Source organism: Hymenobacter pini, assembly GCF_020421205.1.
GTDB classification, from domain to species: domain Bacteria; phylum Bacteroidota; class Bacteroidia; order Cytophagales; family Hymenobacteraceae; genus Hymenobacter; species Hymenobacter pini.
Genome location: NZ_JAIZZH010000002.1, coordinates 708,257 through 733,411, shown reverse-complemented (window position 1 = coordinate 733,411; position 25,155 = coordinate 708,257). Strand labels below are relative to the sequence as shown.

Genomic DNA, 25,155 nt, shown 5'->3' with positions numbered 1-25,155 from the left:
GGCGGGGCTTCGAATAAGCGTGGGGAAGTCAGTCGAGCGGGCTACACCAGCTCCTGCTCCATTCTGCGGAGCACGTCTTCCATTTTGGTGCCGTAGGTTTCAATTTGCTCCAGGCCCTTGCGGGCTTCCTCCAGTTGGCCCCGCTGGTGCATGGCTACCAGTTGCCGGCCGGTTTGCAGCATGTCGTGGAGCAGGCGCTCCAATTCCCGCACGGCTGGCGTGGAGCCCGACTGTGGCTTGATGACCGTTTCAATCCACTGACCCAGCGGGTTGTCGCGCGCCGAAAACAGGGCCTCGTCCGCCTCCCGCACTCCGTACAGCACGGAGCGCAGGCGCGACTTAAAGAGCACCTGTTTGATGCGGGCCTGCTGAAAGTCCAGGCTGGTAAGTTCCATATAGGCGAGAGTAGACCTCTCGGGTAAAAAGCGAAAAGAGAGGAGATTAGCCGCGCGGCTGATTGCCTAATTGGTCGAGGGTGCGGCGGGCCGATACTAGGTCGGTCACGTCGTAGGCGAAAGCCGAAAGCCCCACAATGCGCCCATTCTCACGGAAGGGCTGGTAAGAGAAATTCAGGTACACCTGCCGAAGCTGCCCATCAGAGCCAACCAGCGAGAACGGGGCTTCGGTAGCTGAGAAAGGCACACCGGTTTCATATACTTGGTCGAGGAGAGCAGTAAAGCCCTGGCTGGTAGCCTCCGGAACTACTTCTGCCACGGTGCGGCCCACCAAGGTGCGGCCCGCAAACAGCGCCTTGTAACCGGGGTTCACGTACTCGTAGCGGTACTCGGGGCCGCGCAGAATGGCAAACATGGCTGGGGCCGCTTCCAGCAAGCCATAGAGGGCGTCGCGCTGGTTGGTAGCGGCCTGGGAGGCGGCGTAGGCTTGGTCGGAGAGCAGGGCCTGCTGCTCGTTGGCTTCTAGCAACTCCTGCACCATTTGCTTCTGCTCGTGAATATCCGTGCAGCTGCCAATCCACATCTGGATAGCCCCGGTGGCCGTTAGCCGAGGCGTGCCGCGCACCAGCAGCCAGCGGTACTGCCCATCGTGGCGGCGCATGCGGTACTCCACCTGAAAATCGGAGGTGGTAGCCACGGCCTGCTGCCACGCCTGCTCAGAGTTGGGCCGGTCGGCGGGGTGGATCAGCTCGTGCCAGGTGCGCCCCAGCAGCTGCTCGGCTGTCCAGCCGGTAAACTGCTGCAGCCGCAGGTTGGAGCCGTCACAATTGCCGTCGGGCGTGGCCGTCCACACCATTACGGGCAACGATTCCAGGATAAAGCGGGTGCGCTGCTGCTGCTCGTCCAGCTCGCGCTGTACTTGGGCGTGGCGTTGGGCGGCCAGCTGCTGCTCGGTTACGTCCTCGGTTTTCTGCAGAATAAACCGCAGGTGGCCCTCCGGCGTGAGTACCGGAAAATGCGTGGCTTCCCAGTAGCGCTGCTCAAACCCACCACCCGCTTCGGCCGGGAGTGGTAGGTCGTAGCGGATAAGGGGCATGGTATCGGCCGTGTGGTGCTGGCGCACGTGCTCGTGGGAGCGGCGCACCACGTCGCCCTCAGTATCCGAATTGGGTGGCCACACGGCAAAGAAATCCTGACCCACCACATCTTCGCGCCGGCGCTGGGGCAGGGAGGCCGCCGCGTGGGCGTCGTTCAAATCCAGCACCACGCCCTCGGGCGACAGGAGCAGATATTTGTCGGGCAACGCCCGGAACAGGTCGAAGTACTCGGTAGCAGTAGGTAGTTGGGGTTGCATAGAAAAGGCCAGATTACCGGAGCAAGCCGGGCACAGGATATAAGCAAGTAGGCAAAGGTACGGCCAAAGGGCGAGTTTTCGGCGGAACCCATCCCAAAGATTCTCCCAAAATGAGCTCGTCCGTAGCTTGTCTATGAACGAGCTTTAACTAATTGCAAATCAGCCGTCGGGAGTCAGATTATTTGGCGGGTGGTTGCTTTCTTTGCGCCTCCACCCACGCTTTGCAGTATGCAGTCCACCTCCACCGTATTCATGATGCGGCCCACCCGGTTCACGTTCAACCCCGAAACGGCCCTGTCCAACCACTTTCAGGGGTTTGTGCCGGGAGCCGATGACGCCGCTATTCAGGCCCGGGCCTTTGCCGAGTTTGACAGCATGGTAGCCCGGTTGCGTGGGCAGGGGGTGCAGGTACTAGTGTTTGAGGACACGCCCGAGCCGCATACCCCCGACGCCGTGTTTCCCAACAACTGGGGCTCTTTTCACCCCGACGGCCGGGTGCTGCTCTATCCCATGTGCGCCCCCAACCGCCGCGCCGAGCGCCGGCCCGATGTACTGGCTGCGCTGGGCCGGCAGTTCACTATACAGAAAATTCTGGATTATTCCGACCGGGAGCAGGCCGGACAATTTCTGGAAGGCACCGGCAGCATTGTGTTCGACCACGTGCACCGTGTTGCGTACGCCGGACTGTCGGCGCGTACGGCTCCCGAACTGCTGGCCGAGGTGTGCGCCGCCCTAGGCTACCGGCCCGTGCCTTTCCGGGCCTACGATGCGCAGGGACAGGAAATCTACCATACCAACGTGATGATGTGCGTGGGCACGGGCTTTGCGGTAGTGTGCTTGGAAAGTATCCGCAGCGAAGCCGAACGGGCCGCCGTGGTAGATTCACTCACCAGCACCGGCCACGGAATTATAGCCATCAGCTTGGCGCAGGTGAGCCGGTTTGCGGGCAATATGCTTACGCTGCGCCCGGCCACCGGCCCCGAGCTGCTGGTGATGTCACAGAGTGCGTATGATGTCCTCACGCCCGCGCAGCGGTTCCGCCTCAGCCATTATGCCACCCTGCTGCCCTGCGCCATTCCCACCATCGAAACAATCGGGGGCGGCAGTGCCCGCTGCATGCTGGCCGAGGTGTTCCTGCCAGCCCGGGAAGTGGTGGAAGCTGAGCCGGCCGCGTGAAAAATAACGGCCCCGCCAGTGGAGGCGGGGCCGTTGCAATAGGTTAACGTGTGGGGTGATTAGCTGGCCGGGGCCGTCTCGGTAAGGCCCAGTACGGCGCTGGTGCGGGCCCGCTGCTGCTCCAGCAGTTGGGCATCGTCGTTGAGGCTTTTGCCGAACGACGGAATCATCTCCCGCATTTTGGCCTGCCAGCTAGGCGTGCGGGCACTATCGGAGAAGCACCGCCGAATAAGGCCCACCATGATGCTCACGGCCGTGGAAGCCCCGGGCGAGGCACCCAGCAGCGCGGCAATGGAGCCATCGGCGGCGGCTACCACTTCGGTGCCAAACTCCAGTACCCCGCCCTCCTTGGCGTCTTTTTTGATAACCTGCACCCGCTGGCCGGCCGTCTCCAGCTTCCAGTCCTCGGCCCGGGCTTCGGGCAGGTACTCGCGCAGGGCCGCCAACCGGTCCTCAGGCGACTGCCGCACCTGGTTGATGAGGTATTTGGTGAGCGGAATGTTCTTGAGGCCGGCAATAATCATGGGGCGCATGTTGCTCAGCTTCACCGACAGGGGCAAGTCCAGGTAGGAGCCCTGCTTAAGGAACTTGGTGCTGAAACCGGCGTAGGGCCCGAACAGCAGCTCCTGCTGCCCGTTGATCACGCGGGTATCCAGGTGCGGCACCGACATGGGCGGGGAGCCCACGGCGGCCTTGCCGTACACTTTGGTGTGGTGGCGGGCAATTACCTCGGGGTTGATACACTTCAGCCACTGCCCACTCACGGGGAAGCCACCAAAGCCCGACCCCTCTGGAATACCCGATTTGATGAGCAGCGGCAACGAGCCCCCACCGGCCCCGATAAACACGAACGGAGCCCGGATTTTCTTTTTCTCGCCGGTGGTCAGGTCCTTGGCTTTCACGCGCCAGCTGCCGTCCTCCTTCCGCTTGAGGCTGTCCACATCGTGGTGGAAGTAGAACGACACGCCGGGCTTCTCCTGCAGCAGCGTGAACATGCCGCGAGTAAGCGAGCCAAAGTTTACGTCGGTGCCCAAGTCCATGCGGGTGGCGGCCACGGGCTGCTGCGGGTCGCGGCCGTCCATTACCAAGGGTATCCATTGCTCCAGCTCGGCGCGGTCCTGGCTGAACTCCATGCCCTTAAACAGCGGCGACTGGGTGAGGGCGGCGTGGCGCTTACGCAGGAATTCCACGTTTTTTGGGCCCCACACAAAGCTCAGGTGCGGAATGTGGTTAATGAAGCGCGTAACGCCCGTTACCTGGTATTTCTCCACCAGGTACGCCCAAAACTGCTTCGACTGCTCAAACTGCTCGGCAATTTTGATAGCCTTGCTGATGTCGATACTGCCGTCGGGCTGCTCGGGGGTGTAGTTCAGCTCACAGAACGCGGAGTGGCCGGTACCGGCATTGTTCCAGGCGTCGGAGCTTTCGGCGGCGGCCACATCGAGCCGCTCAAAAATGGCAATGGTGAGGTCGGGTTGCAACTCCTTGAGCATCAGGCCCAGGGTTGCACTCATGATTCCAGCTCCAATCAGCACCACATCGGCGGTGAGAGGAGCAGCGCTGTCGGTCGTGCTCATGCGTAGTTCAGAATAGGACTTACGAAGTACGGCAGAAAGCGAAAAAGGTGGCTTTGGGTTTTGAAGAAATCTGCGGTTGAGGTAGCGCCGACCCTCAAATCTGCTAGCTTCGTGGGCTGCTTCCGTGCCGTCATTTGCTGTCAGTTACGCGCTTCATTCCCCTTATTGCTCCTGTTTCGCGCCGCATGAACCCCACTCTGAAAAAGCTTAACCTCAAAGAAGGTACCACGGTATTCGTGCAAAACTTCCCGGCTGATTTGCCCGAGCTGCTGGCCGATTTACGCGCCCTGGCTACCGTTACGGAAACCTTGGATCAGCCCGTGGACGCCGCCCTGGTGTTTGCCACCACCCAGCAGGAAATCAACGCCACGGCCCCGAAGCTAGCGGCCCAAGCCCCCGGCGACGCCGTGTTGTGGTTTGTCTACCCGAAAGGCAGCTCCAAAAAATACCGTTGCAACTTCAACCGGGACACCGGCTGGGCCATGCTGGGCGAGTTAGGCTTTGAGCCGGTGCGCATGGTGGCCATTGATGCCGATTGGTCGGCGCTGCGCTTCCGGCGCACCACGTTCATAAAGCAGCTCAGCCGCACCCGCGCCCTCTCGGCCGAAGGGCAGCAGCGGCTGGCTACTGGTTCGGCGGAGTAGCCAGCGGTTGGGCCGCCGGTGCTTGCCGGGCCTGCCATTCGTGCTCCAGCATGCTCATCTCAATCAGGCTCCAGTACTCGCCCTCGTAGCGCAGAATGTCGCGGGAGCGGCCCTCGGCGTGCATACCGGCCCGGGTGTAGGCCCGAATAGCCGCCACGTTGAAATCGTACACACCCAAATCGATGCGGTGCAGGTGCAGTTGCTCAAACCCAAAGCGCAGCACTTCCGTGAGCATCTGAGTGGCCAGGCCCCGGCCCCGCTGCTCGGGGGCCACAAACACCCGGCTGATGCGGGCGGAGTTGTTCTTCTGGCTAAGGCTGCCCAGAGAAATATGTCCCACTACGGCCTCCGTGACGGTATCCACGCCCTTAAAAATAAATACGTCCGACTCGCCCAACAGATTGGTGTCCTGCAGGTACCATTCCAGCTTATCGGGGGTGAGGGGAAAGTTGAACATCGGCCCGGCCCAGTTCATGAGCAAGTGGGGCGAATCAATCCAGGTAATGAGTTGGGAGAAATCTTCGGGGGTGAAGTAGTCCAGACGAATCATGCAGCGGAAAAAACCTCCCGAAAAAGCCCCAACTGGGGCCGTTCGGGGTAGGTTGTAACCAACGAAGGTACGGCCGGCTAAATAGGTTTCCACGCTTGCCAGAAATAAAGCCGTTGGGCTTTCAACCAAAACTCTGACGAGCAGCCGGGAGAGTTAACCCTCAAGGCTGGCGGCCGCCAGCGAGGAGCCGGGCGGGTCGGTGAGGGTGCGGGTTTTGGGCAGGCTTTCGGGGTAATGCTCCTGAATAAAGCGCACCATCTTCTCCCGCACGTCGCAGCGCAGGTCGAAGGCCTGGCTGGAGTTGCTGGCACTTACTAGGCAGCGCAGCTCCAGGGTGCGCTCTTTGGAATCGGTAACCTGCAGCACGCACACGCGCCGGTCCCAAAGTGGGTGGGCCGCTACAACGCGCTGCAGCTCCTGGCGCACCGCGTCCACCGGAATAGTGTAATCGGTGTACAGAAACACGGTGCCCAGCAGCTGCGAGGTAGTGCGCGTCCAGTTCTGGAAGGGCTTTTCGATGAAGTAATTAAGGGGCAGCACCAGCCGCCGCTCGTCCCAGATGCGCAGCACCACGTAGGTGAACGTAATTTCCTCCACCCGGCCCCATTCGCCCTCCACCACCAGCACGTCATCCAGCCGGATGGGCTGCGTAAAGGCAATCTGGAAACCGGCCAGTAAGTTGCTAATGGAGCGCTGCGCCGCAAAACCCACGATGACGGAGGCAATGCCCGCCGAGGTCAGCAGCCCCGTCCCGATTTTCCGCACCGTGGCAAAGCCCATCAACACCAGTGCCACCGTCACAAAGATGATGAGCGAAACGACCAGCTTCTTGACGAACTGCAACTGGGTGAGCAGCTTGCGCACCCGCAGGTTGTCGGCGTCGGTGATGCGGTAATGGCGCTGCACCAAGTCCTGTACCACATCCACGGCTTTCACCAGGCACCAGGCAAACGTAGTGAGTAGGACCGTTTCTACCAGCCGGCGCGCTACTTCCAGCCCTTGGGCCTGCAGCAGCGTGAGCGGCAGCGTGAAGGAAATGGCCAGCACCGGCAAAAACCAGCTGGCCGGCCGGCGCAGGTGCCGCACCACCGACTGCGCCAACCGGGCGTGCTCGCGCCGTGCATAGCGGGCCAGCGCCGCAAAAAACAGCCAGTTGAGCACCCAGCCTACGGCGGCACTGCCCACCACCACCCCGGCCGCGCGCAGAAAAAGCTCTAGCTGGTCGGGTAACACCTCCTCGGGTAGCTGAAAGGGCATGGGCAGCGCAGTAGTTTCAACCAGCTACTTACCGGCCCCAGCGCGCAAAGGTTATCAGCCGGGCTAAAACGACGGTTTTTCCGCACCTTGCAGGCGAAGCCCAGCTACCGTCCGCGCAATGTCCGCTACCCCCAATGCCCCCGACAATTACCTGGCACTGAACCGTCAGCTCTGGAATGCCAAAACCGAGTACCATGTGCAGTCAGCGTTTTATGATGTGCCTGGTTTTCTAGCCGGGCAACTCTCGCTCAGCGCAGTAGAGCAGGAGTTGCTCGGGCCGATAGTCGGTCAGCAGGTGCTGCACCTGCAATGCCATTTTGGGCTGGATACTCTGTCGTTGAGCCGGCTGGGGGCCCAGGCCACGGGGGTTGATTTGGCGGAAAAGGCCATTGCGAAGGCGCGGGAGCTGGCGCAGCAACTGCAATTGGATACCCGCTTCCTCTGCGCCGATGTGTACGAGCTTCCCCAGCACCTGCAGCAGCAGTTCGACGTGGTATTTACCTCGTTCGGAGTGCTGGGCTGGCTACCCGATATGGACCGCTGGGCCGCGGTAGTAGCTCATTTTCTCAAGCCGGGTGGCCGGTTGGTGCTGGTAGAGTTTCATCCAGTAGTTTGGATGTTCGACGCCAAATTCAGAGAAGTGGAGTACTCGTACTTCAACCGCCAAACCATTGTCGAAACCGAAACCGGCACCTACGCCGACCGGAGCGCGCCCATCGAAATCACCTCGGTGTCCTGGAATCATAGCCTGGACGAAGTGCTGGGGGCACTGCTGCGGTATGAGCTGCAGCTGGAGCAGTTTGCCGAGTACGATTACTCGCCCCACAACTGCTTCCTGGACATGGAGGCCCGGGCCGAGCGGCAGTATCAGCTGCGCGCCCTGCCCGGCAAGCTACCCCTGATGTACTCGGTGGTGGCCCGCAAGCCCCGATAAAGCCTGTTCAGCCGTACCTTACTGCACCTGGGCGCCCTGCTGCTCCAGTTGCTGGCGGGCCTGCTGGTAGCCTTCCGCCGAAATAGCCCGGGTGGCATCTTCCAGAAACACCACCCGAAACCCTTCCCGCAACGCATCCAGCGCCGAGAAAAACACGCAGTAGTCGGCGGCCAGCCCGCATAAGTGTACTTCCTGCACGCCTCGACCCCGCAGGTAATCGGCCAGGCCGGTACTTTTGCGGTGCCCATTGTCGAAGAACCCGCTGTACGAATCAATTTCGGGCGAGGTGCCCTTGCGAAAAATGGCTTCAATGCGGTGCTGGTCTAGCAGGGAACTGAACTCGGCCCCCGGCGTACCCTGCACGCAGTGGTCGGGCCAGAGAGTTTGGGGCAGGCCGTGCAAGTCAATCTGCGAGAAAACGGGGTGCCCCGGGTGCTGGCTGGCAAAGCTCTGGTGGGCGGCCGGGTGCCAGTCCTGGGTGGCCACTACTAGGTCGTAATGGGCTTGCAGGGAGTTCACCAATGGCAGAATTTCGTCGCCGCCGGGTACGGCCAATGAGCCGCCTGGAAGGAAATCATTCTGAATATCAATGAGTAACAGCGCGGTCATGGCAGGCTATGGTAGCAGTGGAGAACGAGGTTGCAAATTGGGAAGTATGGGAATCAAAATAGGTTGAGCTTACTAGTATCCTTTATATAGATATTGTCGTATTTTTTACCGGTTAAGTTAAGATTTCGCACGAATCTATCTTTGTTCATGATGCCAGCGCTACACCATCTCATTTACCAGAGTAAGGCCGTCACGCCGCTCTCCAGCGCTGAACTAAAGCGTTTGCTGAACCAGTCGCGCCGCCATAACGAGGCCGCCGACATTACCGGCATGCTGCTCTACGACGGAAGCCGCTTCTTGCAGGTATTGGAAGGCCCGTCAGAAGCTGTGTCGGCAGTATTTGCCCGTATCCGGCAAGACTGCCGCCATACGGAGGTGCTGGTGCTGGCCGATGGGCCAGTTGCGCAACGCCAGTTTGAACGGTGGCAGATGGGGTTGGTTACGTTCATCGACTGCCCCAACGTAGCCTTCGACGACTTACAGCCTACGATGCTGACCATCACCGACGCGGCTTTATGTATGTTGCTCAGTGATTTTCAGCGGTATGCCAACCACATGCGGCACAACCAGCTGGCAGTAGCGCCGCGTCCGTAGCACTATCTGTGGCTGCAATCCTTACCTTGTGGGCGGTCAGCTCCGGGTTTGGTGCCGGAGCACAGCAGTGAACAATGATGAGAGGTATTGTTGCGGGGTGGGTTGGTGCGGTATTACTCGTGTGTGCGGCTACTACGGGCCGGGCGCAAACCGTTGGCCGCGCCGTGGCCGGTACCCAGGTATGGCTGGAAACGCCACCGGGCTTTCAGCCAGCCACCGGTTTTACCGGGTTGCGCCGGGGAGATGCCATTTTGCAGGTAGTTGAGCTGAAAGGCGGCAACTACTTCCGGCAGGTAAGCGGCTTTACCAAAGCTCGTTTCGAAGCGAAAGGAGGGACTGTATTGCAGCAGCAGGATATTACCGGCAGGCCTTATGCCGCCCGGTTGGTGCGGGTGCGGTTGTCACCGGTGCAGGAATCGTCGCAGCTGTTGTTCGGCGACTCAACCTACGCCGTGTTGCTGGATGCCCGCTACCCGGCCGCCGATACAGCCTTAGGCACGGCCCTGCGCCGCAGCCTGCTCAGTGCCACCTACCAACAAGCCGTCCCCGCCGGATTATCGGCTGCTCCCTTTGTGCTGGACGAAAAAAAGTCGCCCTTTGCGCTGGCCGAAACGGACCGGAACCGCTTGGTGTATTCGGTTGGAGGGCAGCGCAAGGCCAGCTACGGCACCGAGCCGCTGGTTACCATCATCTCGTTTCCCATCAACGCGTCCCTTACGGCCGCCGATATCAGCCGGCAGGCGTTGCAGCAGCAAGCCGGCCTGAGCGGCTATACACCCCGCAAGCAGACCTCCGGCAGAATCAACGACCTGATTACGTATGAAACCGAGGGTTTTGCGCAGCTCAATGGCAAGCGGGTGCTCGTGTATCAACAAGTATCGGTGGTGGGCAGCACGGCGGTGGCCATGCTGGGCATTGCTCAGCAGGAGATGGAACAGGCGCTCGGGCAGTTCAAGAGCCTCACGCACACCATTACGGCCCGCAAGCGGTAAACCTATACGCTACTCACAAACGGAATTTGTTGGATTTCCTGCCAGGGGCCGCCGCAGTAGGTCCACAGTGTAAAGCCAGTACCTTGGACTGTGGCTGGGGCAAATGTGGCCTGTAGCTGCGCATGCACGGCCCGGGCGGCTTCGGGGGCCACCTTGTTTTGTACGGTGATGTGCGGCCGGAGCGGCTGACGGTCCTGGGGCGTTAGCCAATTAGCCCAATCGTGCTGCAGCTGCCGGTGGAGGTGCTGCAAAGCGCTGCTTTCGAGGGTATAGGCTACCCCACGGCCCAGAAACCGTACACCGCTCACTAGCAGCTCCAGCGGCGGGGTAGTGGCGGCTACCTGCCGGAGCTGCGCCAGCACAGCCGCCTGCTCCAACCCCGGTAAATGGTGAAATAACGTAACGTGCGCCTCTAGGTAGTTGCGCTCCGGAGGGAAGTATTGCTGGCGCAGGCGGGTGAAATGCTGATGCGCCTCCGCCTCAAGAGTAAGCGTGAGAATAAGCGGGGCAACCTCGGAAGAAGGCGTCATACGTGGCCGAAAATTCCGGTTGTACGAAGCTCCGCCCTCGGCCGATACACGACCCGCTTAATGGGCCAGCAGTACCCGGGTGGTGCGGGCCGCTGCCCCTTGCTGCACCCGCAGCAAATACATTCCGCCCGGCAGGTCAGCCGTGGGAAGCTCTGTGTTGGTAATGCCTTGGGCTAGTTGCTGCTGCCGCACCAAACGGCCGCGCGCATCGCGCAGCTCCAGCACGGTGGTCATTTCAGTAGCGGGCACCTGCACATTTAGGGAAGTAGTAGCCGGGTTCGGGTACACCTGCAGTTCAGGGCTGGCTGTAACCAATTGTACTGATGAGTACGCTACATCGCCGGACCGGTCGTGCATGGCTAGGCGGTAGTACACCGTACCGCTGGCTGGGCGGGCATCCAGCACCGAGTAGCTTTTGCCAGCGGCGGCATTAGCGGCGGGTACGCGCGTCACGGGTTGCCACTGGGTGGCGGTGGTGCTGCGTTCCACCTCAAAATAGTCGGCATCCTGCTCACTGGCGGTAACCCAGCTCAGGCGGGTGGCCCCGGAAGTAGCGGCGGCCGTGAAGCGCACCAGTTTCACTGGCAAAGGCAGCGCGTCGCGGAAGCTCACGGCGTCGCCGCGGGTGCAGCCCAGCGCCGCCCCGTACGAGCGGCCGGTGTAATTGCCGGTTTGATTATCAACGCGGTAAATATCACCAGTGGCGGCCCGCACGGCGTACACATTGTTAAATTTATCCGAGAACATAGCCCCGATGTTTTTGTCGGAAGCCGTGGTGGGGGGGATGGGAGTAGCTACCGTGGTGGTAATGCCCTCAGGGGCCGTGGCGGGGTTGCGCACCGTCAGATATTGGTCGGTGAGGCCCAGGTAGCTGACCAGATTGCCGGTTTCCTTGTCGAATACCCAGTCCTGAATCCCGCCTTCGGGAGTGGGGCCGGAGCCGTTGGAGCGGATGTAAGCCTGGGTTTGGCTACGGAAGCTCTCTACCACGGCTGCAGTAGCGGGGTCAGAGGTATCGAGCCGGCGCCAGGTAGGAGCCGAAACGGCGGCTAGGTTCACCGTACCCACGTACAGGCGCACATCGGTCACCTGGGCCGTATTTGGCAGCGGAAAACCGAAGAAGGTGCTGAAAATAATCCGGAAAGTAGCCCCGCCAATGTAATACGTGCCATCGGGGCCGCTGTCGGCCACAAAGTTCAGCGTCTGGCGCACGTCGGAGGTTGTTTGGCCATTACCGGGCTGAGTCAGCTCGCCAGCCGGGGGCGTTTCCGGGGGCGTCATGGGACCAACTGAGTCGGCCTGGGCTGTACTCAGGTTGATGCGGTACAGCTGGGGAATGAACGTGGTGAAATTGTTCAGATTCTGCTGCTCTACGCGCATGCCGTATAGCACCGACTGGTTGCTCTGCTCGTAACCCAGTGCGTTAATGATGAGGTTGTTGCCATTGGCCGTGCTGCGAATAGTGCCGATGCCTTGCATGGAACCATCTTGCAACACCTGGTATAGCTGGGACGGGTTACGCGCCGACGCCGGGCAAGCGGCCGATACGGCATAGCTGCTGGTAGGAAGCTGAGCCCAAGCTGAGCCAGTGGCTAACAGGAAAACGGCGAGTAGTAACTTTTTCATTTTGGGAAGCCAGTTTGCAGAAAAACAAAGTCGTAACCACCTCTGAAAACAGTATTTACTGCGAGTAGTAAGGTACGAACTTCGGGCCATTAAACTGTAGTTTCTCAAAAATGGATGCGTTGTATCAGTTTGATTTTTACATCATTATATAGGATTTTACTATTGTTTGACGAGTTTTGTACCGAGCTAAACTGTGCATATTGCTGGCAATCCACATCTTTGCTGGTCCCACGCTCAGCACCATGGCATACTCGCTGCTCATTCGCAACTGCGGCCACCTTCTAACGCTCAGCAGTTCCGCTACCAACAGGCCCTTAGCCGGCCCGGCGCAAGGCGGCTGGCGCATTATCCCGAACGGTTACGTGGCGTGTGAGCAGGAGCGGATAGTGGCCGTGGGCCCCATGCACGAACTTGACGCCTCTTTGGTAACGGCTACTACCCAAGTGGTGGAGGCTGCGGGACGGGTAGTCATGCCGGGCTTGGTGGAGTGTCACACGCACCTAGTATTTGGCGGCAACCGTGCCCATGAGTTTCAGCGCAAGCTGCAGGGCGAAACCTACCTGGATATTCTGGCCAGCGGAGGCGGTATCCTGAGCACCGTACGCGCCACCCGCGCCACTTCCGATGCCGACCTGCTCCGGCAGGCGTTACAGCACCTCGAGTGTTTCCGGCGCTACGGCATTACCACTCTGGAAGCCAAAAGCGGCTACGGGCTTGATGCGGAAACGGAGCTGCGGCTGCTGGCGGTAGCGCAGGAAGCGGGCCGCCGCCAACCGGTGCGGGTGGTGCCCACGTTTCTGGGGGCGCACGTGCCCGGGCCGGAATTTCGGGGCCGACCGCTGGAGTATCTGCACATGCTGGTGCAGGACGTGCTGCCGCGCATTTCGCCGGCTGCGGTGCCTTTCGTGGATATTTTCTGCGAAGAAGGGGCTTTCTCCGTACCCGATTCACGCTGGTACCTGGAGCAGGCCCGGGCCATGGGGTTCCAGCTGAAAATTCACGCCGAGCAGATCCACGATTTGGGCGGTTGCGAAATGGCTGCCGCGCTGGGTGCCGTGAGCGTCGACCATGCCGACTACCTCACGCCGGCCGCCGCTGCCCGCATTGCCACCCAAGCTGACGGGCGCACCGTGGCGGTGCTGCTGCCGCTGGTGCCCCTGTTTCTGCGGCAGGAGCGGTACGCGCCCGGTCGGGCATTCATTGATGCTGGCCTGCCCGTAGCTGTCAGCACTGACTTCAACCCCGGTTCCTGCCCTAGCAAAAACCTGTGGCTGGCGCTGCAAGTGGCCTGCCTCAAGATGGGCCTCACGCCCGCCGAAGCTGTTGCGGCCGTAACGCTGAATGCCGCCTGGGCCATAGGGCAGCAGCAGGAGTGCGGCAGCCTGGAGCCCGGCAAGCGCGCCGATATACTGATATTGAACGTGCCTACCCTGGAAGAAATACCCTACTGGCTGGGCGAAAACCCGGTGCAGCAGGTTATCATTGGTGGGAAAGTAGGGACTGCCTAACCTGTTTTTTCGCTTTACTTTCTTGCCTGCTGCATATGCTTCTGCCCATCTATCAGATTGATGCGTTTTCGGACCGGCCGTTTGCCGGCAACCCCGCCGCTGTGTGCCCGCTCACGGAGTGGCTGCCCGCCGAAATGATGCAGGCTATTGCGGCCGAAAACAACTTAGCTGAAACGGCTTTTTTCGTGCCGCGTGCCGGGGCCGAATATGAAATCCGGTGGTTTACGCCGGCTGTGGAAGTGGAGCTGTGCGGGCACGCTACGCTGGCCTCGGCGCACGTACTCTACCGCCACCTGAATTTTCAGGAGCCGGTCATCATCTTCCATTCCAAAAGTGGCCCCTTACACGTAAGCCAGGTAGAAAACGGCCTGCTGACGCTGGATTTCCCGGCCCGCCCGCCCCGGCAGCTCCCGGAAACACCGGCTGGCCTGGTGGGCGGCCTCGGCGCCACGCCCCGGCAGCTATGGGCCGGCCCTGATCTGGTGTGTGTATTTGAAACCGAAGCTGAGGTGCGGGCTCTGCGCCCGGACATGGGCCAGCTGGCCACCGTGGAGTACCGGGGCATTATTGCCACGGCTCCCGGTACCGACGGCATCGATTTTGTGTCCCGGTTTTTTGGGCCCCGCGTGGGCGTGCCCGAAGACCCCGTAACCGGCTCAGCCCACACTACCTTAGTACCGTATTGGGCCAACCGCCTGGGCAAAACTCACCTGCACGCCCGCCAAGTATCGGCCCGTAGCGGCGACCTATGGTGCGAGCTGCGTGGCGAGCGGGTGCGCATGAGCGGCCACGCCGTAACGTACCTGAAAGGGGAAATTAAAGTAGCCGGATGAGGGGCCGCCGCTCCTGGGTCTGGGCGCGGCTACTACGCGGCTGTATAGCGGCAGTGTGGCTGATAAACGGGTTGCTATGCAAAGTACTGCACCTGGTGCCGCGCCATGAGGCCATTGTAGCCCGGATTCTGGGGCCAACCCATGCCGGTATACTCACGCAGTGCATTGGAGTAGCCGAAATAGCGCTGGGCTTGTGGATACTCAGTGGCAGACATATTAGGCTAACGGCTGCCCTTCAGATAGTCTTGGTGCTGACGATGAACGTGCTGGAGTTTTGGCTGGCCCCTGACCTGTTGCTGTGGGGCCGGCTGAACCTGGGCTTCGCGGCGGCGTTTGCGGCGCTGGTATATTATCAGGGGTTTGTAGTGAAAAGCGAATAATCTGCACCGCTGTGTCCGATAACTATTCTACCAACCTATGACTATTGCGCATCATCCCTTTGGTATAGAGGCGCTGCTGAGCCGTACCACGGTGCTGACGTTTGCCGCCCCGGCGGCTGAACTGCAACGCCTGCTGCCGCCTTGCCTGACCCTTGATACGCTGGATGGTACCTGGGGCTTTGTGGCGGTAGCGCTGGTGCAAACGCAGCAGTTGCGCCCGCAGGGCCTGCCGGCCTGGTTAGGGCACAGTTTCTTTCTGATTGGGTACCGGGTATTCGTGCGCTACACCACGGCGGCCGGTAAGCGGCTGCGCGGTTTATACATTCTGGGGTCAGAAACCGACAAGCGTCATATGCAGTGGCTGGGTAACCTACTTACCTCTTACCACTACCGGACTGTGGATATACACCAGACGACTGCTGCCAACAGCCATACTATCCTTTCCAGGCAGGCAGGACTGCACATCGAGGTGGCAACTTTGGCTGATGAGCCGGAATTGCCGGCTGGTTCGCCATTTCGGAACTGGCAGCAGGCCCGGCGGTTTGCCGGCCCCTTGCCTTTTACCTTTTCGTGGAGCCCGGCTACTAGACAAGTGGTAATTGTGGAAGGCGAGCGGAAAGAGTGGCGGCCCCAGCCGGTGCGCGTGGTAGCGGCCGAGGTAGCCTTCATCCGCAGCCTCGGACTCAGCGAAGTCCGGCTGGCCAGTGCTTTTACTATGCACAACATTCCCTACCGGTGGAAAAAGGGCCGGATTGAAACGTGGGCCGGATGAGAAAGCGGGCCGAGGGTGTCTGGAATATCGTACGCTTCAACTGGCATTTCTACGCCGGAGCCGGGCTGGCGGCCCTGTTGCTGGCTGTGGGCGTTGACGCGGCCAGCAGCTATCCTACCTGGCGCTTAGGGTTGTGGCTTTTGCTGCTGGCCGTGCTGCTGCCCACCGTGGTTTCCCTGCTCGTATCCTGGTACGTGTACGATGTTTCGGGACTGTACGAGTTCCGGTGGCTGCCACATGCGGCGGTGCCGCAACGGGTGGTAAATATTCACGCGGGCTTCGACGAAACCAGCGCCCTGCTGCGCCAACAGTTTCCGGAAGCTACGTTGCGGGTGCTGGATTTTTACGACCCCGCTGAGCACACGGAAATTTCCATTCGGCGGGCCCGGGCCGCCGTAGCACCGTACTCCGGCGCCGAAGCCGTGCGTCCGGACCAGTTGCCTCTTACTACTGCTTCCGCCGATTTAGTAGTGGTGATGCTGGCGGCCCACGAAATCCGGCAACCAGCCCAACGGGTGGCGTTTCTGCGCGAAATAGGGCGGGTGCTGGCTCCAGATGGTCGGGCTGTAGTGGTGGAGCATCTGCGGGATACGGCCAATTTCATGGCCTACACCGCTGGGTTTCTGCATTTCTATTCGCGGGCTACCTGGCTGGCCGCTTTTCAGGCGGGCGGATTGCGGTTGGAAGGGGAGCAGAAGCTGACGCGCTTTATTTCCGCTTTTACCCTTTGTGCTACTGATGGAAGTACATCTTAAAATTATCGGCGCATTGCTGATTGGGCTGGCCTTTCTACACGCCGGCTTTCCGAGCTATTTCAATTGGGCGACTGAGTTCAAGCCGCTCAGCCTGATTAACCGGCAGATGATGTACGTGCACACGCTGTTCATCGCGCTGCTGGTACTGCTTTCCGGATTACTGTGCCTGAACTTCGCGCCCGAATTGGTGCAGACGCATCTGGGGCGCGTCGTATGCCTAGGAATGGGCGTTTTCTGGCTGATGCGGCTGGTGGTACAATTTGTCGTTTATTCACCGGCGCTCTGGCGCGGCAAGGTGTTCGAAACTGCCGTACACATCGTGTTTTCCCTATTCTGGCTTTACCTGACGAGTGTTTTTCTGCTGGTGTACTGGCAGTGAAATCCGATTCAATGAGTAGTACATTGCTCAGAAAACCGTTGCGGCTACGTGGCCTGTAACGTTGGATACTCGAACTGTCACCCTATTCCTTACTTTCTCTATCGTTCCCAAAATCATATGCCTGTTCATTGGAAAGTTTCTTTTGTTGCGCTGCTGCTGCTGGCTACACTATCCGCCCAGGCCCAAACAACCAGCAGCCAGGAGCTGGTGCAGCAGGGCGTGGCGCTCCACGACCAGGGCAAGTATGACGAGGCCGTGCTGCGCTACAAAGAGGCCCTGAAGCAGGACCCCGCCAATACCACGGCCCGCTACGAGCTGGCCCTGACCTGCAACGTCCTGGGCCGCAACGAGGAAGCCGTAGAGCTGTGCAAGCAGCTTCTAAAGCAGAATTACACTCCCAGTGCGGGATTCTACAGCACCTACGGAAACGCCCTCGACGGCCTTCAACAACCCAAAGAAGCCGCCAAAATCTACCAGGAAGGGCTAAAGCGCTACCCCAACGACGGGGGGCTGCACTTCAACCTGGGCGTTACGCAGGCCACGGCGCTGGGGCAGCCGGCAGAGGCCATTGGCAGCATGCAGCAGTCGGTGCGGTACCGGCCGGGGCACGCCAGCTCGCTGAATGCGCTGAGCCTGCTGCTGCAGCAGGAAGGCAACCGCGTGCCGGCGCTGCTGGTCCGGCTGCGGCTGTTGCAGGTGGAGCCCATCGGCCTACGCGCCGAGGCCGCTTTGGCCCGCTTCGATGCGCTGCTGGGGCAGGGCGTGGAGAAGACCGGCGCAAAGGCCGTGACCACCAACATCTCCCCGGAAACCCTGAAAAACGCCGGCAAAAAGGGCCGCCCCGACAATTTCGGGCAGGCCGATATGCTGCTGAGCATGAGCGGGGCCATGGATTTCAGCGAGGAAAATAAGGACAAAACGCCCACCGAGCAGCTCATCCGCAAGCTGGACGCGTTGATCAGCGTGCTGGACGAACTGCACCCCGAAAAGCAGGAGGGTTTTACCTGGCAGTACGTCGTGCCCTATTTCGTGGAGCTGAAGAAGCAGGGCTACCTGCCGGCTTTGGCGTACGCGGTGCAGGAATCGAGGGCGGCCCGCACGCCTGAAGTGCATACCTGGCTGGCCAACCACACCGCCACCGTGGAGGAGTTCCGCACCTGGTCGGCGGCGTACGCGTGGCCGAAGTAGGGGCGGGGCCGCTACCCGCGCAGCTGTTCCCGCACGTAGCCGTTGCGTTCCAGCACCTGCTCCACGAACAGGAGCTTGTTGGGCAGTTGCAACAGCGCCGCGTGAATGGCGGCCGGCACGCCCGCGTAGCGCACCAACCCGCCGTGACGGTACTCAATTTCCAGCGTCTGCGTGGCGGCCTCGTAGCCCACGGCTTTCAGGGAAGTAGAACGAACGGGGCGGCGCTGCATATTGGAAATTGATTGTGTAAAGTTTGCAAAATATATGAATCTGTGTCTAGAAAATGAAATAGGATCTTTCTAAGTTTTTTTGTGTGGCTCCACTTGTATACTCTTCCCTATTTTAAAAGAGCAATAAGCTCAGGAAAAGGTTTGTCTTTTACGTAATCAACAGCTGACTGTCCCGATTGATCTTTTATATCTATGCGGCTACCATGCTCTATTAAGTATTTGATAGCATTACGACAAGCCTCATCATTAGGTGGGGCTGAATCGTTGACCTGCGCTGCCTGCGCTATATACATGATAGGCGTAAGGCCTTTCTTATCTTGGACATTTACTCGGCTTCCCTTTTCTACTAAAAACTTGATTTGATCAAGCTCAAGGTTCTTAGCAGCGAGCATAAGGGGCGTTACGCCGGAAGCATCACTGGCATTGACATCCATTCTCAATTCGTTTACCACGAACTGAGTGGCTGTCAAGCTTTTGTTTACAGCATACATCAGTAGCGTCTGGCCACTCGTATCTCTATCTTGGATGTTGTACTTATATGTAGGAATAAGCCAGCGCAAAAACACAATATCATCGCTTCGAAGCGCCTGCATCAACACAGTGCTGCCATCATCGAGACGATCATTTGGGTGCGCTCCCAATCGTATAAAATACTCACAAAGAGATTTATTAGCTGCTCCAGCTGCATATGAGAAGGCAGTTTCTCCATTTTCTCCTCTTCTATTAATGTCAGCTCCCCTATGCACTAAATAGTCAACCACTTCTTTGTGTCCGGTTAGCGCAGCTAGCGCAAGCGGGGTTGAGCCTTTTTTGTCTGCCTGGTTTACATCAGCTCCATGCTCGACCAGTAGCCTTACAAATTGGAAGATTTTTGCCGGACTAGAGTTTGTACTCTGAGAGAGGAAAATGGCCGTTATCAGAGGAGTATTGCTATACTCATCCTGGATATTTACCTGCGCGCCCTTGCTAATTAGGTACATAGCCATCGGATAGTCAAGCTCTTGTGACGCCAGTAACAAGGGGGTCTGTCCTCCATCCCCTAGCACGGAGTCACCGAGTGTTCTACTATTTATATCGGCCCCTCGCTCCACCAAGAACCGTACGGCATCCACGTTCTTACTGGTAACAGCTCGGTGAATGAAAGCGCGGCCATCTTCCCGTCCATTTTCATCAATGCCTTTGGATATCAGGTATCGTATCACCTCCACCTGCCCACCTGCCAAGGCATTTCCAATAATGGTCCGTTCCCATGGGTCGAGTGTATCTAATTTGCATCCCGATTCCACATACTCTCTTACCTTATTAAGGTCGCCATTATATGCTGCCTCATGCACTTCACTTTCTTGCGGGCCACAGGAATGAAGACAGAAGAGTAGTAACCAAATAGTAAGTGTGGTTAGGGCGTTTCTCATTCTCACTATCTTGGCCATCGATATACTTAAACAGTTACTTGAGCAGCCACTGCGTTTTAAATAGAATTTAAGCGGCCATCGGCAGATGCTCAATTACTGCGACTAAAGGTGATTTTAGTGTGTTTTTCGCTGTCTGATAAGGCGGTTTACGTTAAACAACTCTCCTCACGCCGCCGGCTTCTTCCGCGCGGCCGGAGCCTTTTTGCCGGCAACGGGGGCGGCCAGCTTGCCGGGGTTGTCGGCCAGGAACTTGCCCCAGCTTTTGCCGCCGGCCTTCACGTTGTTGCCCTTCTGGTAGTGGTGGCACATGGCCACGGCCAGGGCATCGGTAGCGTCGAGGAACTTGGGGGCCTCCTCAATGGGCGGCAGCTTCAGCGTCTGGCGGAGCATGTGGGCCACTTGTTCCTTGCTGGCGTTGCCGGAACCGGTTACGCTCTGCTTTACCTTGGTGGGTGCGTACTCGACGTACGGAATCTGGCGGGCCAGGCAGGCGGCAATGGCCACGCCCTGGGCCCGACCCAGCTTGAGCATGCTCTGTACGTTCACCCCAAAAAACGGCGCTTCAATGGCCAGCTCATCGGGCAGGTGCTCGTCAATTAGCTCCGTCATGCGCTCAAAAATGCGCTTGAGCTTGAGGGCGTGGTTGGTACCCAGCTTGCGCATATCAATAACATCGTATTCCAACAGACGCACCTGCTGACCCTGCACCTCAATTACGGCGTACCCCATCAGGTTGGTGCCGGGGTCAACGCCCATAATTACTTTGGGCAGTAGCTCGGAGGAAGAGGCCAGGGGCAGAATCATAACGCAGGCGGTTAGCTGTGGCAGTTAGCTACAAGCTAACGATGGATAAAGGGAAACTTTGGGTATGTGCGCGTCGGCTGTCCGCCACAAGTTGGCGGCAAACAGCCACCGCCTGCGCACAACCCGCTAACTTGCAAAAGTTACGCAACCGCCGCCGTTTTGCCTTCATCCCGACTACAAAGCTACGCCCAAACCGCCGAACCACCGGCCCCAGTCCGGCACAAAGGCTGGATTGTGGCGGGCAAGCTGGGAATTACGCTCCTGACGCTGGGCCTGCTGTGGCACTCGGTGGTAGCCGATGCAGATACCGCGGCGGCCTGGCGCGGCTTGCTGGCGCGCACCCTGGGCGGGCAGGGGCGGGGCGGGGTGCTGGCGGCCTTGCTGCTGATGCCCGTAAACTGGGGACTGGAGGCCTGGAAATGGTGGCGGCTGGCCCTGCACCTGGAGCCGGTGTCGTTCCGGCGCAGCTTCCGGGCGGTGCTGGTGGGCCTCACGTTGGGCTTCGTAACCCCCAACCGCGTGGGCGACTACGCTGGCCGCATCATGGAGCTGAAAGGCCGCCGGCTCGATGCCTTAGGAGCCGTGTTTTTGGGGCGCTACTGCCAGCTGGTAGCCACGGTAGCGGCCGGTACGGTGGGGCTACTGTATTTTCTGCTGCGGTTTTATTTGCCAGGCTACCCAGCAGCTCAACTGGGCGTAGTGGTTCTCACGTTGCTGATTAATGTGGGTATTCTGCTGCCGTTGTACCATTCCGAGCTGCTGGTGGCGGCCGTGCAGGCTGTAAAACCCCTGCGGCGTTTCAGCTGCTACCTGGCAGTTATGCCTACCTACCCGGCCCGGCTACTTACGCGCGTGCTCCTGATTTCGGGGCTGCGGTACTTGGTGTTCTGCCTGCAGTTTGGCGCGTTGCTGTGGGCCTACGGCGTGCAGGCGGCGGCTGGCCCGGCCCTGGCGGCTATTGCGGGCACATTCCTGCTGAAATCATTGGTGCCCTCGCTGAATGCGCTGGCCGATGTGGGCGTGCGCGAGCTGTCGGCCACGCACTTGTTTGGGATGCTGGGCCAGCCGGTGCTGCCGGTGCTGAGTGCCAGCCTGAGCTTGTGGGTACTCAATATTGCCGTGCCCAGCGCCATCGGCTTGGTTTTCGTGCTCCGGCTAAAGGTGCTGCGCAAGCGTCGCTCAGCGCCGGCCTTGGCTCCTGAAGCATGATGCACGCGGTAACGTGGTTGGGAGCGGCCGGGCTATTGCTGGTGAGCAGCGTGTATCTTCGGCAGATGGCCCGGTTCGGGCGGGCGTGGCGGCAGCAGGTGGCCGAGTCAAGCTCTAGGCCGCAGCCGGAGCATACGGCAGTTAGCGCATCCACCGCTGCCCCGGCCTTCTCTGTACTGGTGGCCGCCCGCAATGAGGCGCATAATCTGCCGCATCTTCTGGCTGACCTACAGCAACAGCAGCCGGTACCGGGCGGGTTTGAGGTATTGATAGTGGATGACCATTCCGAAGACGACACGGCCCGCGTTGTGCAACAGGCTGCGGCCACGGCTCCGTTTCCGGTGCGGTTGCTACAGCTGGCAAAGCAGCCCGATGCGCCCACGGGCAAAAAAGCCGCCGTACAGGCGGCCGTGCAAGCTGCCCAAGCGCCCTGGCTGCTGCTCACCGATGCCGACTGCCGGGTGCCGGCCGGTTGGGTGCGGGCCTACGCCCAGGCCGTGGCCCGCCACCCCGAAACCCGGTTTATCAGTGGCCCGGTGCTGCTCACTGGCGCTGGGGCGCTGGCTACTTTGCAGGGGTTGGAGCTGGCTGGGCTGGTGGGAGCCGGGGCCGCCGGCATTGCCCGGCAGCAGCCCACCATGTGCAACGGAGCTAACCTTGCCTACCGCCGCGCCGATTTCTTTGCCGTGCAGGGTTTTCAGGGGAACGAACAGGTGGCCAGCGGCGACGACGAGTTTCTGCTGCACAAGCTACACGCCGCCTTTCCCGGCAGTATCCGGTTCCTGGCCGATCCGGCCGCCCTGATAAGCACCCCGGCCCAACCCACGCTACGGCAGTTGCTGCGGCAACGGGTGCGCTGGGCCAGCAAGTGGCGGCATTACCAAACCCGGGCTCCGCAGCGGCTGGCGGTGCTGGTGCTGCTGGCCAACCTGCTGTTTCCGGTGGGGGCGGGGCTGTGGCTACTCGGTACGGTGCCGGCTTGGGCAGTGCTGCTCAGCTGGGCCGGTAAGCTCCTGGGCGACGCGCTGCTGCTGCGCCCGGTGCTCCGGTTTCTGGGGCGGCCTCGGTGGTTGTGGTGGATACCGGTGTTGCAGCTGGCCTACGCCCCATATGCCCTGCTGACCGGTCTGGCTGGCCTGCGCGGCAGCTACGAGTGGAAGGGCCGGCAAGTGCAGCCGTAATTATTGCCCTTTCGTCGGCAAATCAACAACGATTTTGCTTGCTTTTACGGGCATCCGGGGCGTATTTCAATAGGTAATTCATTTGTCGTATCGGTATGAAAAATCTGTTGGAAATCATCATGCCCGCTAGCCTGACGGTGGTAGCTGGGGCTATTGTTCTATGTTCAGTAATGCTGGGCGAGCAGTTGACTGGAACGCAGGATTTTAGCCAGGATGAACCTCTGGTTTGCGGTAACGAAGCCGTCGCAATGGCCTCGTTTACCGATTCAGTCCCTGCAGACCGGCCTCTGCCCCCCGGCGTCGATGCGGCTGCCGTAGCCGCCGGCGACGCCCTGTTCAAAGGCAACTGCGCCCAGTGCCATGCTGTAAACGAAGTGATAGTAGGTCCCGCTCTGGCGGGCATCACCAAGCGGCGGCCCATGAGTTGGATTACTTCGTGGGTAAAGAACTCCAGCAAGCTGGTGGCTAGCGGCGACGACTACGCCGTGAAAATCTTTGAGCAGTACCAAAAGCAGCAGATGCCCAGCTTCCAGCTGTCGGAAAAGGAGATTCAGCAGATTGTATCCTACATCGACTCCCAGGAAGGCGTGGCACAAGCTGGCACCGATGCGGTAGCTTATGCGCCCGGCACAATCGTAAGCTACCGATAGCCTCCTAGGAACCCGCCTGGAGTGCTACCTTTGTTCCAAACCTCTGCTTTCCGTGACCGACGCCGAATTTGATATTCTCGACGAGCTGTACTTCGTCACTTCCTTCTCCGACCTGAGTCAGAAAACCGGGCTGGCACCCGCTGCCCTGGAAAGCCACCTTCGGCAGCTGCTGGAGCAGGGCCTCATCCGCAGCTTCTGGCCCGACCCCGACACGGAGCTGGCCTTCGAGGAAAGCTCGTTCGGGGCCATCGTGCGCGACTGTTTCTTTCTGGCTTCCAAGGAAGGCCTGCTGCAGCACAATACCCGCTAATGGCCGTTGTAACTGCCGTTTCACCCGTGGCGCCCCCGGCGCCGGCCCGGCCGCCCGGCTACTATGTGCGGCAACGGCTGCTGCGCAACACGCCGGCCATGCTGGGGCTGGGCTTTATTGTAGTCTGCACGCTGGTGGCCCTGCTGGGCTATTGGGTGCTGCCCGATAACTCGCCCAACGCCAACAACGGCTTGGTGCAGCTTCAAAAAGAAGCCCCAGGGTTTAGCGCCACCATCCTGCGCCTGCCCGCCGCCGATACTGCCCACCAAAGTACTAGCTGGCTCGGTACATGGTGGCAGGGGCGGCCCGCCCGGTTCCAGGAAGTGCCCATTGCCAGCTACCGCATTCAGGGCGATTCGCTCTATACCCAACCGTACCAAAATCACTCGGCCCTGGCCGATAAGCCCCAGGCGTACCCACTCGCGGCGGTGGTAGGCCATGCCGGCCCGGCCGCTGAACTGGCCCAAGAAGTGGCCGAGGAGCACATTGAGCACCGCACCTACTGGCTGGGCACCGACAAAGCCGGCCGCGACGAACTGAGCCGCCTGTTGCTGGGTACCCGCGTAAGTTTGGGTATTGGGCTAGTGGCCGTGCTTATTTCGGTGGTGCTGGGTATGCTCATTGGGGCCGTAGCCGGCTACGTGGGTGGCTGGGTCGATTCGGTGCTGCTGGGGCTGATGACGGTGGTATGGAGCATCCCGGGCATCATGCTGGTAATTGCCATTTCGCTGGCCTTGGACAGCAAGGGCGTCTGGACGTCGTTTGTGGCCGTGGGCCTCACCATGTGGGTAGATGTGGCCCGGGTAGTACGCGGCCAGATGCTGAGCCTGCGCGAGAAAACCTTCGTGGAGGCGGGCCGGGTGCTCGGCCTGCCCCAGCACCGGCTAATCTGGCGGCACTTGCTGCCCAACATGACGGGTCCGCTCATTGTGCTGGCCACCAGTAATTTTGCGTCGGCTATTCTACTGGAAGCGGGCCTGAGCTTCCTGGGCTTGGGCGTACAGCCGCCGGCTCCCTCGTGGGGGCTAATGGTGAACGAAGGGTTCCAATTGCTGGGCACCGAAGCGGGCTTATGGCTTACCTTGCTGCCCGGGCTGGCCATTAGCCTGCTGGTGCTGAGCTTTAACCTGCTGGGCAACGGCCTGCGCGACGCCTACGACCCCAAAACCCCGCTGGGGTAGCTGGCAAGGCCGCGCGGCCTGCGCTACACGGTGGCTTTACCGGCCGATTCTGCGTAAACGGGCTCTAGTGGTGCTATCTTGGTGCCCAACCGGCCTCCTTCACTATCTTTCGTCATTCACCCAAC

Annotated in this window: 28 protein-coding genes and 1 pseudogene; 18 read left to right on the top strand and 11 right to left on the bottom strand. The window is 60.1% G+C overall.

Going from position 1 to position 25,155, the window contains the following annotated elements; translation table 11 throughout:
- Positions 1 to 41: 41 nt before the first annotated feature.
- Both LF252_RS09775 and LF252_RS09770 read right to left on the bottom strand, forming a co-directional pair.
- Entirely contained in the window at positions 42 to 395 is a 354-nt protein-coding gene (locus tag LF252_RS09775; RefSeq protein WP_226269398.1) for a hypothetical protein, read from the bottom strand.
- 46 nt (positions 396 to 441) lie between these two features.
- A complete protein-coding gene (locus LF252_RS09770; RefSeq protein ID WP_226269397.1) occupies positions 442 to 1,749 on the bottom strand; it encodes a PAS domain-containing protein in 1,308 nt (435 codons plus the stop codon).
- 228 nt (positions 1,750 to 1,977) lie between these two features.
- Between LF252_RS09770 and ctlX the strand changes: the two genes are divergently transcribed.
- A complete protein-coding gene (ctlX, locus tag LF252_RS09765; RefSeq protein ID WP_226269396.1) occupies positions 1,978 to 2,925 on the top strand; it encodes a citrulline utilization hydrolase CtlX in 948 nt (315 codons plus the stop codon).
- A gap of 59 nt (positions 2,926 to 2,984) precedes the next feature.
- On the opposite strand, the gene LF252_RS09760 is transcribed toward ctlX, so the two are convergent.
- Positions 2,985 to 4,502: a malate:quinone oxidoreductase gene (locus LF252_RS09760; protein ID WP_226269395.1), complete on the bottom strand. Its 1,518-nt coding sequence runs from the start codon at positions 4,500 to 4,502 to the stop codon at positions 2,985 to 2,987.
- A 185-nt stretch (positions 4,503 to 4,687) separates the two neighbouring features.
- Between LF252_RS09760 and LF252_RS09755 the strand changes: the two genes are divergently transcribed.
- Positions 4,688 to 5,146 (top strand): hypothetical protein, encoded by a 459-nt coding sequence (locus LF252_RS09755; RefSeq protein ID WP_226269394.1) that lies wholly within the window; start codon positions 4,688 to 4,690, stop codon positions 5,144 to 5,146.
- On the opposite strand, the gene LF252_RS09750 is transcribed toward LF252_RS09755, so the two are convergent.
- Both LF252_RS09750 and LF252_RS09745 read right to left on the bottom strand, forming a co-directional pair.
- Positions 5,127 to 5,696 carry a GNAT family N-acetyltransferase gene (locus LF252_RS09750; RefSeq protein ID WP_226269393.1) on the bottom strand — a complete coding sequence of 190 codons (570 nt, stop codon included), beginning with the start codon at positions 5,694 to 5,696 and terminating at the stop codon, positions 5,127 to 5,129. The two genes, LF252_RS09755 and LF252_RS09750, sit on opposite strands and share 20 nt — an antisense overlap.
- A 153-nt stretch (positions 5,697 to 5,849) precedes the next feature.
- Positions 5,850 to 6,953, bottom strand: a complete 1,104-nt coding sequence (locus tag LF252_RS09745; protein ID WP_226269392.1) for a mechanosensitive ion channel family protein — start codon at positions 6,951 to 6,953, stop codon at positions 5,850 to 5,852.
- Positions 6,954 to 7,071: 118 nt separating this feature from the next.
- Here LF252_RS09745 and LF252_RS09740 point away from each other — a divergent pair, with 118 nt between their 5' ends.
- On the top strand, positions 7,072 to 7,887 hold the full coding sequence (locus LF252_RS09740) for a class I SAM-dependent methyltransferase (RefSeq protein ID WP_226269391.1): 816 nt from the start codon (positions 7,072 to 7,074) through the stop codon (positions 7,885 to 7,887).
- Between the two features lie 18 nt (positions 7,888 to 7,905).
- Here LF252_RS09740 and pncA read toward each other — a convergent pair whose 3' ends face one another.
- Positions 7,906 to 8,496: a bifunctional nicotinamidase/pyrazinamidase gene (gene pncA, locus LF252_RS09735; RefSeq protein WP_226269390.1), complete on the bottom strand. Its 591-nt coding sequence runs from the start codon at positions 8,494 to 8,496 to the stop codon at positions 7,906 to 7,908.
- A 147-nt stretch (positions 8,497 to 8,643) separates the two neighbouring features.
- Between pncA and LF252_RS09730 the strand changes: the two genes are divergently transcribed.
- Positions 8,644 to 9,090, top strand: a complete 447-nt coding sequence (locus tag LF252_RS09730) for a BLUF domain-containing protein (protein WP_226269389.1) — start codon at positions 8,644 to 8,646, stop codon at positions 9,088 to 9,090.
- Positions 9,091 to 9,167: 77 nt separating this feature from the next.
- Complete coding sequence (locus LF252_RS09725; protein ID WP_226269388.1) at positions 9,168 to 10,082, top strand: hypothetical protein; 915 nt, start codon at positions 9,168 to 9,170, stop codon at positions 10,080 to 10,082.
- Positions 10,083 to 10,084: 2 nt separating this feature from the next.
- On the opposite strand, the gene LF252_RS09720 is transcribed toward LF252_RS09725, so the two are convergent.
- Both LF252_RS09720 and LF252_RS09715 read right to left on the bottom strand, forming a co-directional pair.
- Positions 10,085 to 10,612: a 2'-5' RNA ligase family protein gene (locus LF252_RS09720; protein ID WP_226269387.1), complete on the bottom strand. Its 528-nt coding sequence runs from the start codon at positions 10,610 to 10,612 to the stop codon at positions 10,085 to 10,087.
- A gap of 57 nt (positions 10,613 to 10,669) precedes the next feature.
- The gene (locus LF252_RS09715; RefSeq protein ID WP_226269386.1) at positions 10,670 to 12,238 is read right to left on the bottom strand and encodes a T9SS type A sorting domain-containing protein; all 1,569 of its coding nucleotides are present in this window, start codon (positions 12,236 to 12,238) and stop codon (positions 10,670 to 10,672) included.
- Positions 12,239 to 12,480: 242 nt separating this feature from the next.
- On the opposite strand from LF252_RS09715, the gene hutI reads away from it, so the two are divergent.
- From hutI to LF252_RS09680, 8 genes and pseudogenes are all read left to right on the top strand, one after another.
- Positions 12,481 to 13,746: an imidazolonepropionase gene (hutI, locus tag LF252_RS09710; protein ID WP_226269385.1), complete on the top strand. Its 1,266-nt coding sequence runs from the start codon at positions 12,481 to 12,483 to the stop codon at positions 13,744 to 13,746.
- 35 nt (positions 13,747 to 13,781) lie between these two features.
- The gene (locus tag LF252_RS09705) at positions 13,782 to 14,579 is read left to right on the top strand and encodes a PhzF family phenazine biosynthesis protein (RefSeq protein ID WP_226269384.1); all 798 of its coding nucleotides are present in this window, start codon (positions 13,782 to 13,784) and stop codon (positions 14,577 to 14,579) included.
- A pseudogene (locus LF252_RS23165) lies at positions 14,576 to 14,818 on the top strand (DoxX-like family protein); the annotation flags it as partial. The gene LF252_RS09705 and the pseudogene LF252_RS23165, both read left to right, overlap by 4 nt.
- A 9-nt stretch (positions 14,819 to 14,827) precedes the next feature.
- A complete protein-coding gene (locus LF252_RS23160; protein WP_394370403.1) occupies positions 14,828 to 14,959 on the top strand; it encodes a hypothetical protein in 132 nt (43 codons plus the stop codon).
- A gap of 37 nt (positions 14,960 to 14,996) precedes the next feature.
- Positions 14,997 to 15,731, top strand: coding sequence for a DUF2071 domain-containing protein (locus LF252_RS09695; protein ID WP_226269382.1), 735 nt, complete (start codon positions 14,997 to 14,999; stop codon positions 15,729 to 15,731).
- Complete coding sequence (locus tag LF252_RS09690; protein ID WP_226269381.1) at positions 15,728 to 16,486, top strand: class I SAM-dependent methyltransferase; 759 nt, start codon at positions 15,728 to 15,730, stop codon at positions 16,484 to 16,486. Before LF252_RS09695 ends, LF252_RS09690 begins: the two co-directional genes overlap by 4 nt.
- Complete coding sequence (locus LF252_RS09685; protein ID WP_226269691.1) at positions 16,470 to 16,865, top strand: hypothetical protein; 396 nt, start codon at positions 16,470 to 16,472, stop codon at positions 16,863 to 16,865. The genes LF252_RS09690 and LF252_RS09685 overlap by 17 nt, the downstream gene beginning before the upstream one ends.
- A 117-nt stretch (positions 16,866 to 16,982) precedes the next feature.
- Entirely contained in the window at positions 16,983 to 18,053 is a 1,071-nt protein-coding gene (locus tag LF252_RS09680; protein ID WP_226269380.1) for a tetratricopeptide repeat protein, read from the top strand.
- A gap of 11 nt (positions 18,054 to 18,064) precedes the next feature.
- Here the strand turns inward: LF252_RS09680 and LF252_RS09675 are convergent, their stop codons facing one another.
- From LF252_RS09675 to ruvC, 3 genes are all read right to left on the bottom strand, one after another.
- Positions 18,065 to 18,283: a KTSC domain-containing protein gene (locus LF252_RS09675; protein WP_226269379.1), complete on the bottom strand. Its 219-nt coding sequence runs from the start codon at positions 18,281 to 18,283 to the stop codon at positions 18,065 to 18,067.
- 107 nt (positions 18,284 to 18,390) lie between these two features.
- On the bottom strand, positions 18,391 to 19,713 hold the full coding sequence (locus LF252_RS09670; RefSeq protein WP_226269378.1) for an ankyrin repeat domain-containing protein: 1,323 nt from the start codon (positions 19,711 to 19,713) through the stop codon (positions 18,391 to 18,393).
- A gap of 147 nt (positions 19,714 to 19,860) precedes the next feature.
- Positions 19,861 to 20,499 carry a crossover junction endodeoxyribonuclease RuvC gene (gene ruvC, locus LF252_RS09665; RefSeq protein WP_226269377.1) on the bottom strand — a complete coding sequence of 213 codons (639 nt, stop codon included), beginning with the start codon at positions 20,497 to 20,499 and terminating at the stop codon, positions 19,861 to 19,863.
- Between the two features lie 159 nt (positions 20,500 to 20,658).
- Here ruvC and LF252_RS09660 point away from each other — a divergent pair, with 159 nt between their 5' ends.
- The 5 genes from LF252_RS09660 (at position 20,659) to LF252_RS09640 (ending at position 25,030) form a co-directional block, all read left to right on the top strand.
- Positions 20,659 to 21,708: a lysylphosphatidylglycerol synthase transmembrane domain-containing protein gene (locus LF252_RS09660; RefSeq protein ID WP_226269376.1), complete on the top strand. Its 1,050-nt coding sequence runs from the start codon at positions 20,659 to 20,661 to the stop codon at positions 21,706 to 21,708.
- Complete coding sequence (locus LF252_RS09655; protein ID WP_226269375.1) at positions 21,705 to 22,889, top strand: glycosyltransferase; 1,185 nt, start codon at positions 21,705 to 21,707, stop codon at positions 22,887 to 22,889. Before LF252_RS09660 ends, LF252_RS09655 begins: the two co-directional genes overlap by 4 nt.
- A gap of 95 nt (positions 22,890 to 22,984) precedes the next feature.
- Positions 22,985 to 23,539, top strand: coding sequence for a c-type cytochrome (locus LF252_RS09650; RefSeq protein WP_226269374.1), 555 nt, complete (start codon positions 22,985 to 22,987; stop codon positions 23,537 to 23,539).
- A 52-nt stretch (positions 23,540 to 23,591) separates the two neighbouring features.
- Complete coding sequence (locus tag LF252_RS09645; RefSeq protein ID WP_226269373.1) at positions 23,592 to 23,849, top strand: helix-turn-helix domain-containing protein; 258 nt, start codon at positions 23,592 to 23,594, stop codon at positions 23,847 to 23,849.
- A complete protein-coding gene (locus LF252_RS09640) occupies positions 23,849 to 25,030 on the top strand; it encodes an ABC transporter permease (protein WP_226269372.1) in 1,182 nt (393 codons plus the stop codon). Before LF252_RS09645 ends, LF252_RS09640 begins: the two co-directional genes overlap by 1 nt.
- The last annotated feature ends 125 nt before the right edge of the window (positions 25,031 to 25,155 follow it).

Bases quoted from the DNA above. Each gene is read 5' to 3' on its own strand.
- LF252_RS09775 (WP_226269398.1), bottom strand. From the start codon at position 395: ATGGAACTTACCAGCCTGGACTTTCAGCAGGCCCGCATCAAACAGGTG.
- LF252_RS09770 (WP_226269397.1), bottom strand. From the start codon at position 1,749: ATGCAACCCCAACTACCTACTGCTACCGAGTACTTCGACCTGTTCCGG.
- ctlX (WP_226269396.1), top strand. From the start codon at position 1,978: ATGCAGTCCACCTCCACCGTATTCATGATGCGGCCCACCCGGTTCACG.
- LF252_RS09760 (WP_226269395.1), bottom strand. From the start codon at position 4,502: ATGAGCACGACCGACAGCGCTGCTCCTCTCACCGCCGATGTGGTGCTG.
- LF252_RS09755 (WP_226269394.1), top strand. From the start codon at position 4,688: ATGAACCCCACTCTGAAAAAGCTTAACCTCAAAGAAGGTACCACGGTA.
- LF252_RS09750 (WP_226269393.1), bottom strand. From the start codon at position 5,696: ATGATTCGTCTGGACTACTTCACCCCCGAAGATTTCTCCCAACTCATT.
- LF252_RS09745 (WP_226269392.1), bottom strand. From the start codon at position 6,953: ATGCCCTTTCAGCTACCCGAGGAGGTGTTACCCGACCAGCTAGAGCTT.
- LF252_RS09740 (WP_226269391.1), top strand. From the start codon at position 7,072: ATGTCCGCTACCCCCAATGCCCCCGACAATTACCTGGCACTGAACCGT.
- pncA (WP_226269390.1), bottom strand. From the start codon at position 8,496: ATGACCGCGCTGTTACTCATTGATATTCAGAATGATTTCCTTCCAGGC.
- LF252_RS09730 (WP_226269389.1), top strand. From the start codon at position 8,644: ATGATGCCAGCGCTACACCATCTCATTTACCAGAGTAAGGCCGTCACG.
- LF252_RS09725 (WP_226269388.1), top strand. From the start codon at position 9,168: ATGAGAGGTATTGTTGCGGGGTGGGTTGGTGCGGTATTACTCGTGTGT.
- LF252_RS09720 (WP_226269387.1), bottom strand. From the start codon at position 10,612: ATGACGCCTTCTTCCGAGGTTGCCCCGCTTATTCTCACGCTTACTCTT.
- LF252_RS09715 (WP_226269386.1), bottom strand. From the start codon at position 12,238: ATGAAAAAGTTACTACTCGCCGTTTTCCTGTTAGCCACTGGCTCAGCT.
- hutI (WP_226269385.1), top strand. From the start codon at position 12,481: ATGGCATACTCGCTGCTCATTCGCAACTGCGGCCACCTTCTAACGCTC.
- LF252_RS09705 (WP_226269384.1), top strand. From the start codon at position 13,782: ATGCTTCTGCCCATCTATCAGATTGATGCGTTTTCGGACCGGCCGTTT.
- LF252_RS09695 (WP_226269382.1), top strand. From the start codon at position 14,997: ATGACTATTGCGCATCATCCCTTTGGTATAGAGGCGCTGCTGAGCCGT.
- LF252_RS09690 (WP_226269381.1), top strand. From the start codon at position 15,728: ATGAGAAAGCGGGCCGAGGGTGTCTGGAATATCGTACGCTTCAACTGG.
- LF252_RS09685 (WP_226269691.1), top strand. From the start codon at position 16,470: ATGGAAGTACATCTTAAAATTATCGGCGCATTGCTGATTGGGCTGGCC.
- LF252_RS09680 (WP_226269380.1), top strand. From the start codon at position 16,983: ATGCCTGTTCATTGGAAAGTTTCTTTTGTTGCGCTGCTGCTGCTGGCT.
- LF252_RS09675 (WP_226269379.1), bottom strand. From the start codon at position 18,283: ATGCAGCGCCGCCCCGTTCGTTCTACTTCCCTGAAAGCCGTGGGCTAC.
- LF252_RS09670 (WP_226269378.1), bottom strand. From the start codon at position 19,713: ATGGCCAAGATAGTGAGAATGAGAAACGCCCTAACCACACTTACTATT.
- ruvC (WP_226269377.1), bottom strand. From the start codon at position 20,499: ATGATTCTGCCCCTGGCCTCTTCCTCCGAGCTACTGCCCAAAGTAATT.
- LF252_RS09655 (WP_226269375.1), top strand. From the start codon at position 21,705: ATGATGCACGCGGTAACGTGGTTGGGAGCGGCCGGGCTATTGCTGGTG.
- LF252_RS09650 (WP_226269374.1), top strand. From the start codon at position 22,985: ATGAAAAATCTGTTGGAAATCATCATGCCCGCTAGCCTGACGGTGGTA.
- LF252_RS09640 (WP_226269372.1), top strand. From the start codon at position 23,849: ATGGCCGTTGTAACTGCCGTTTCACCCGTGGCGCCCCCGGCGCCGGCC.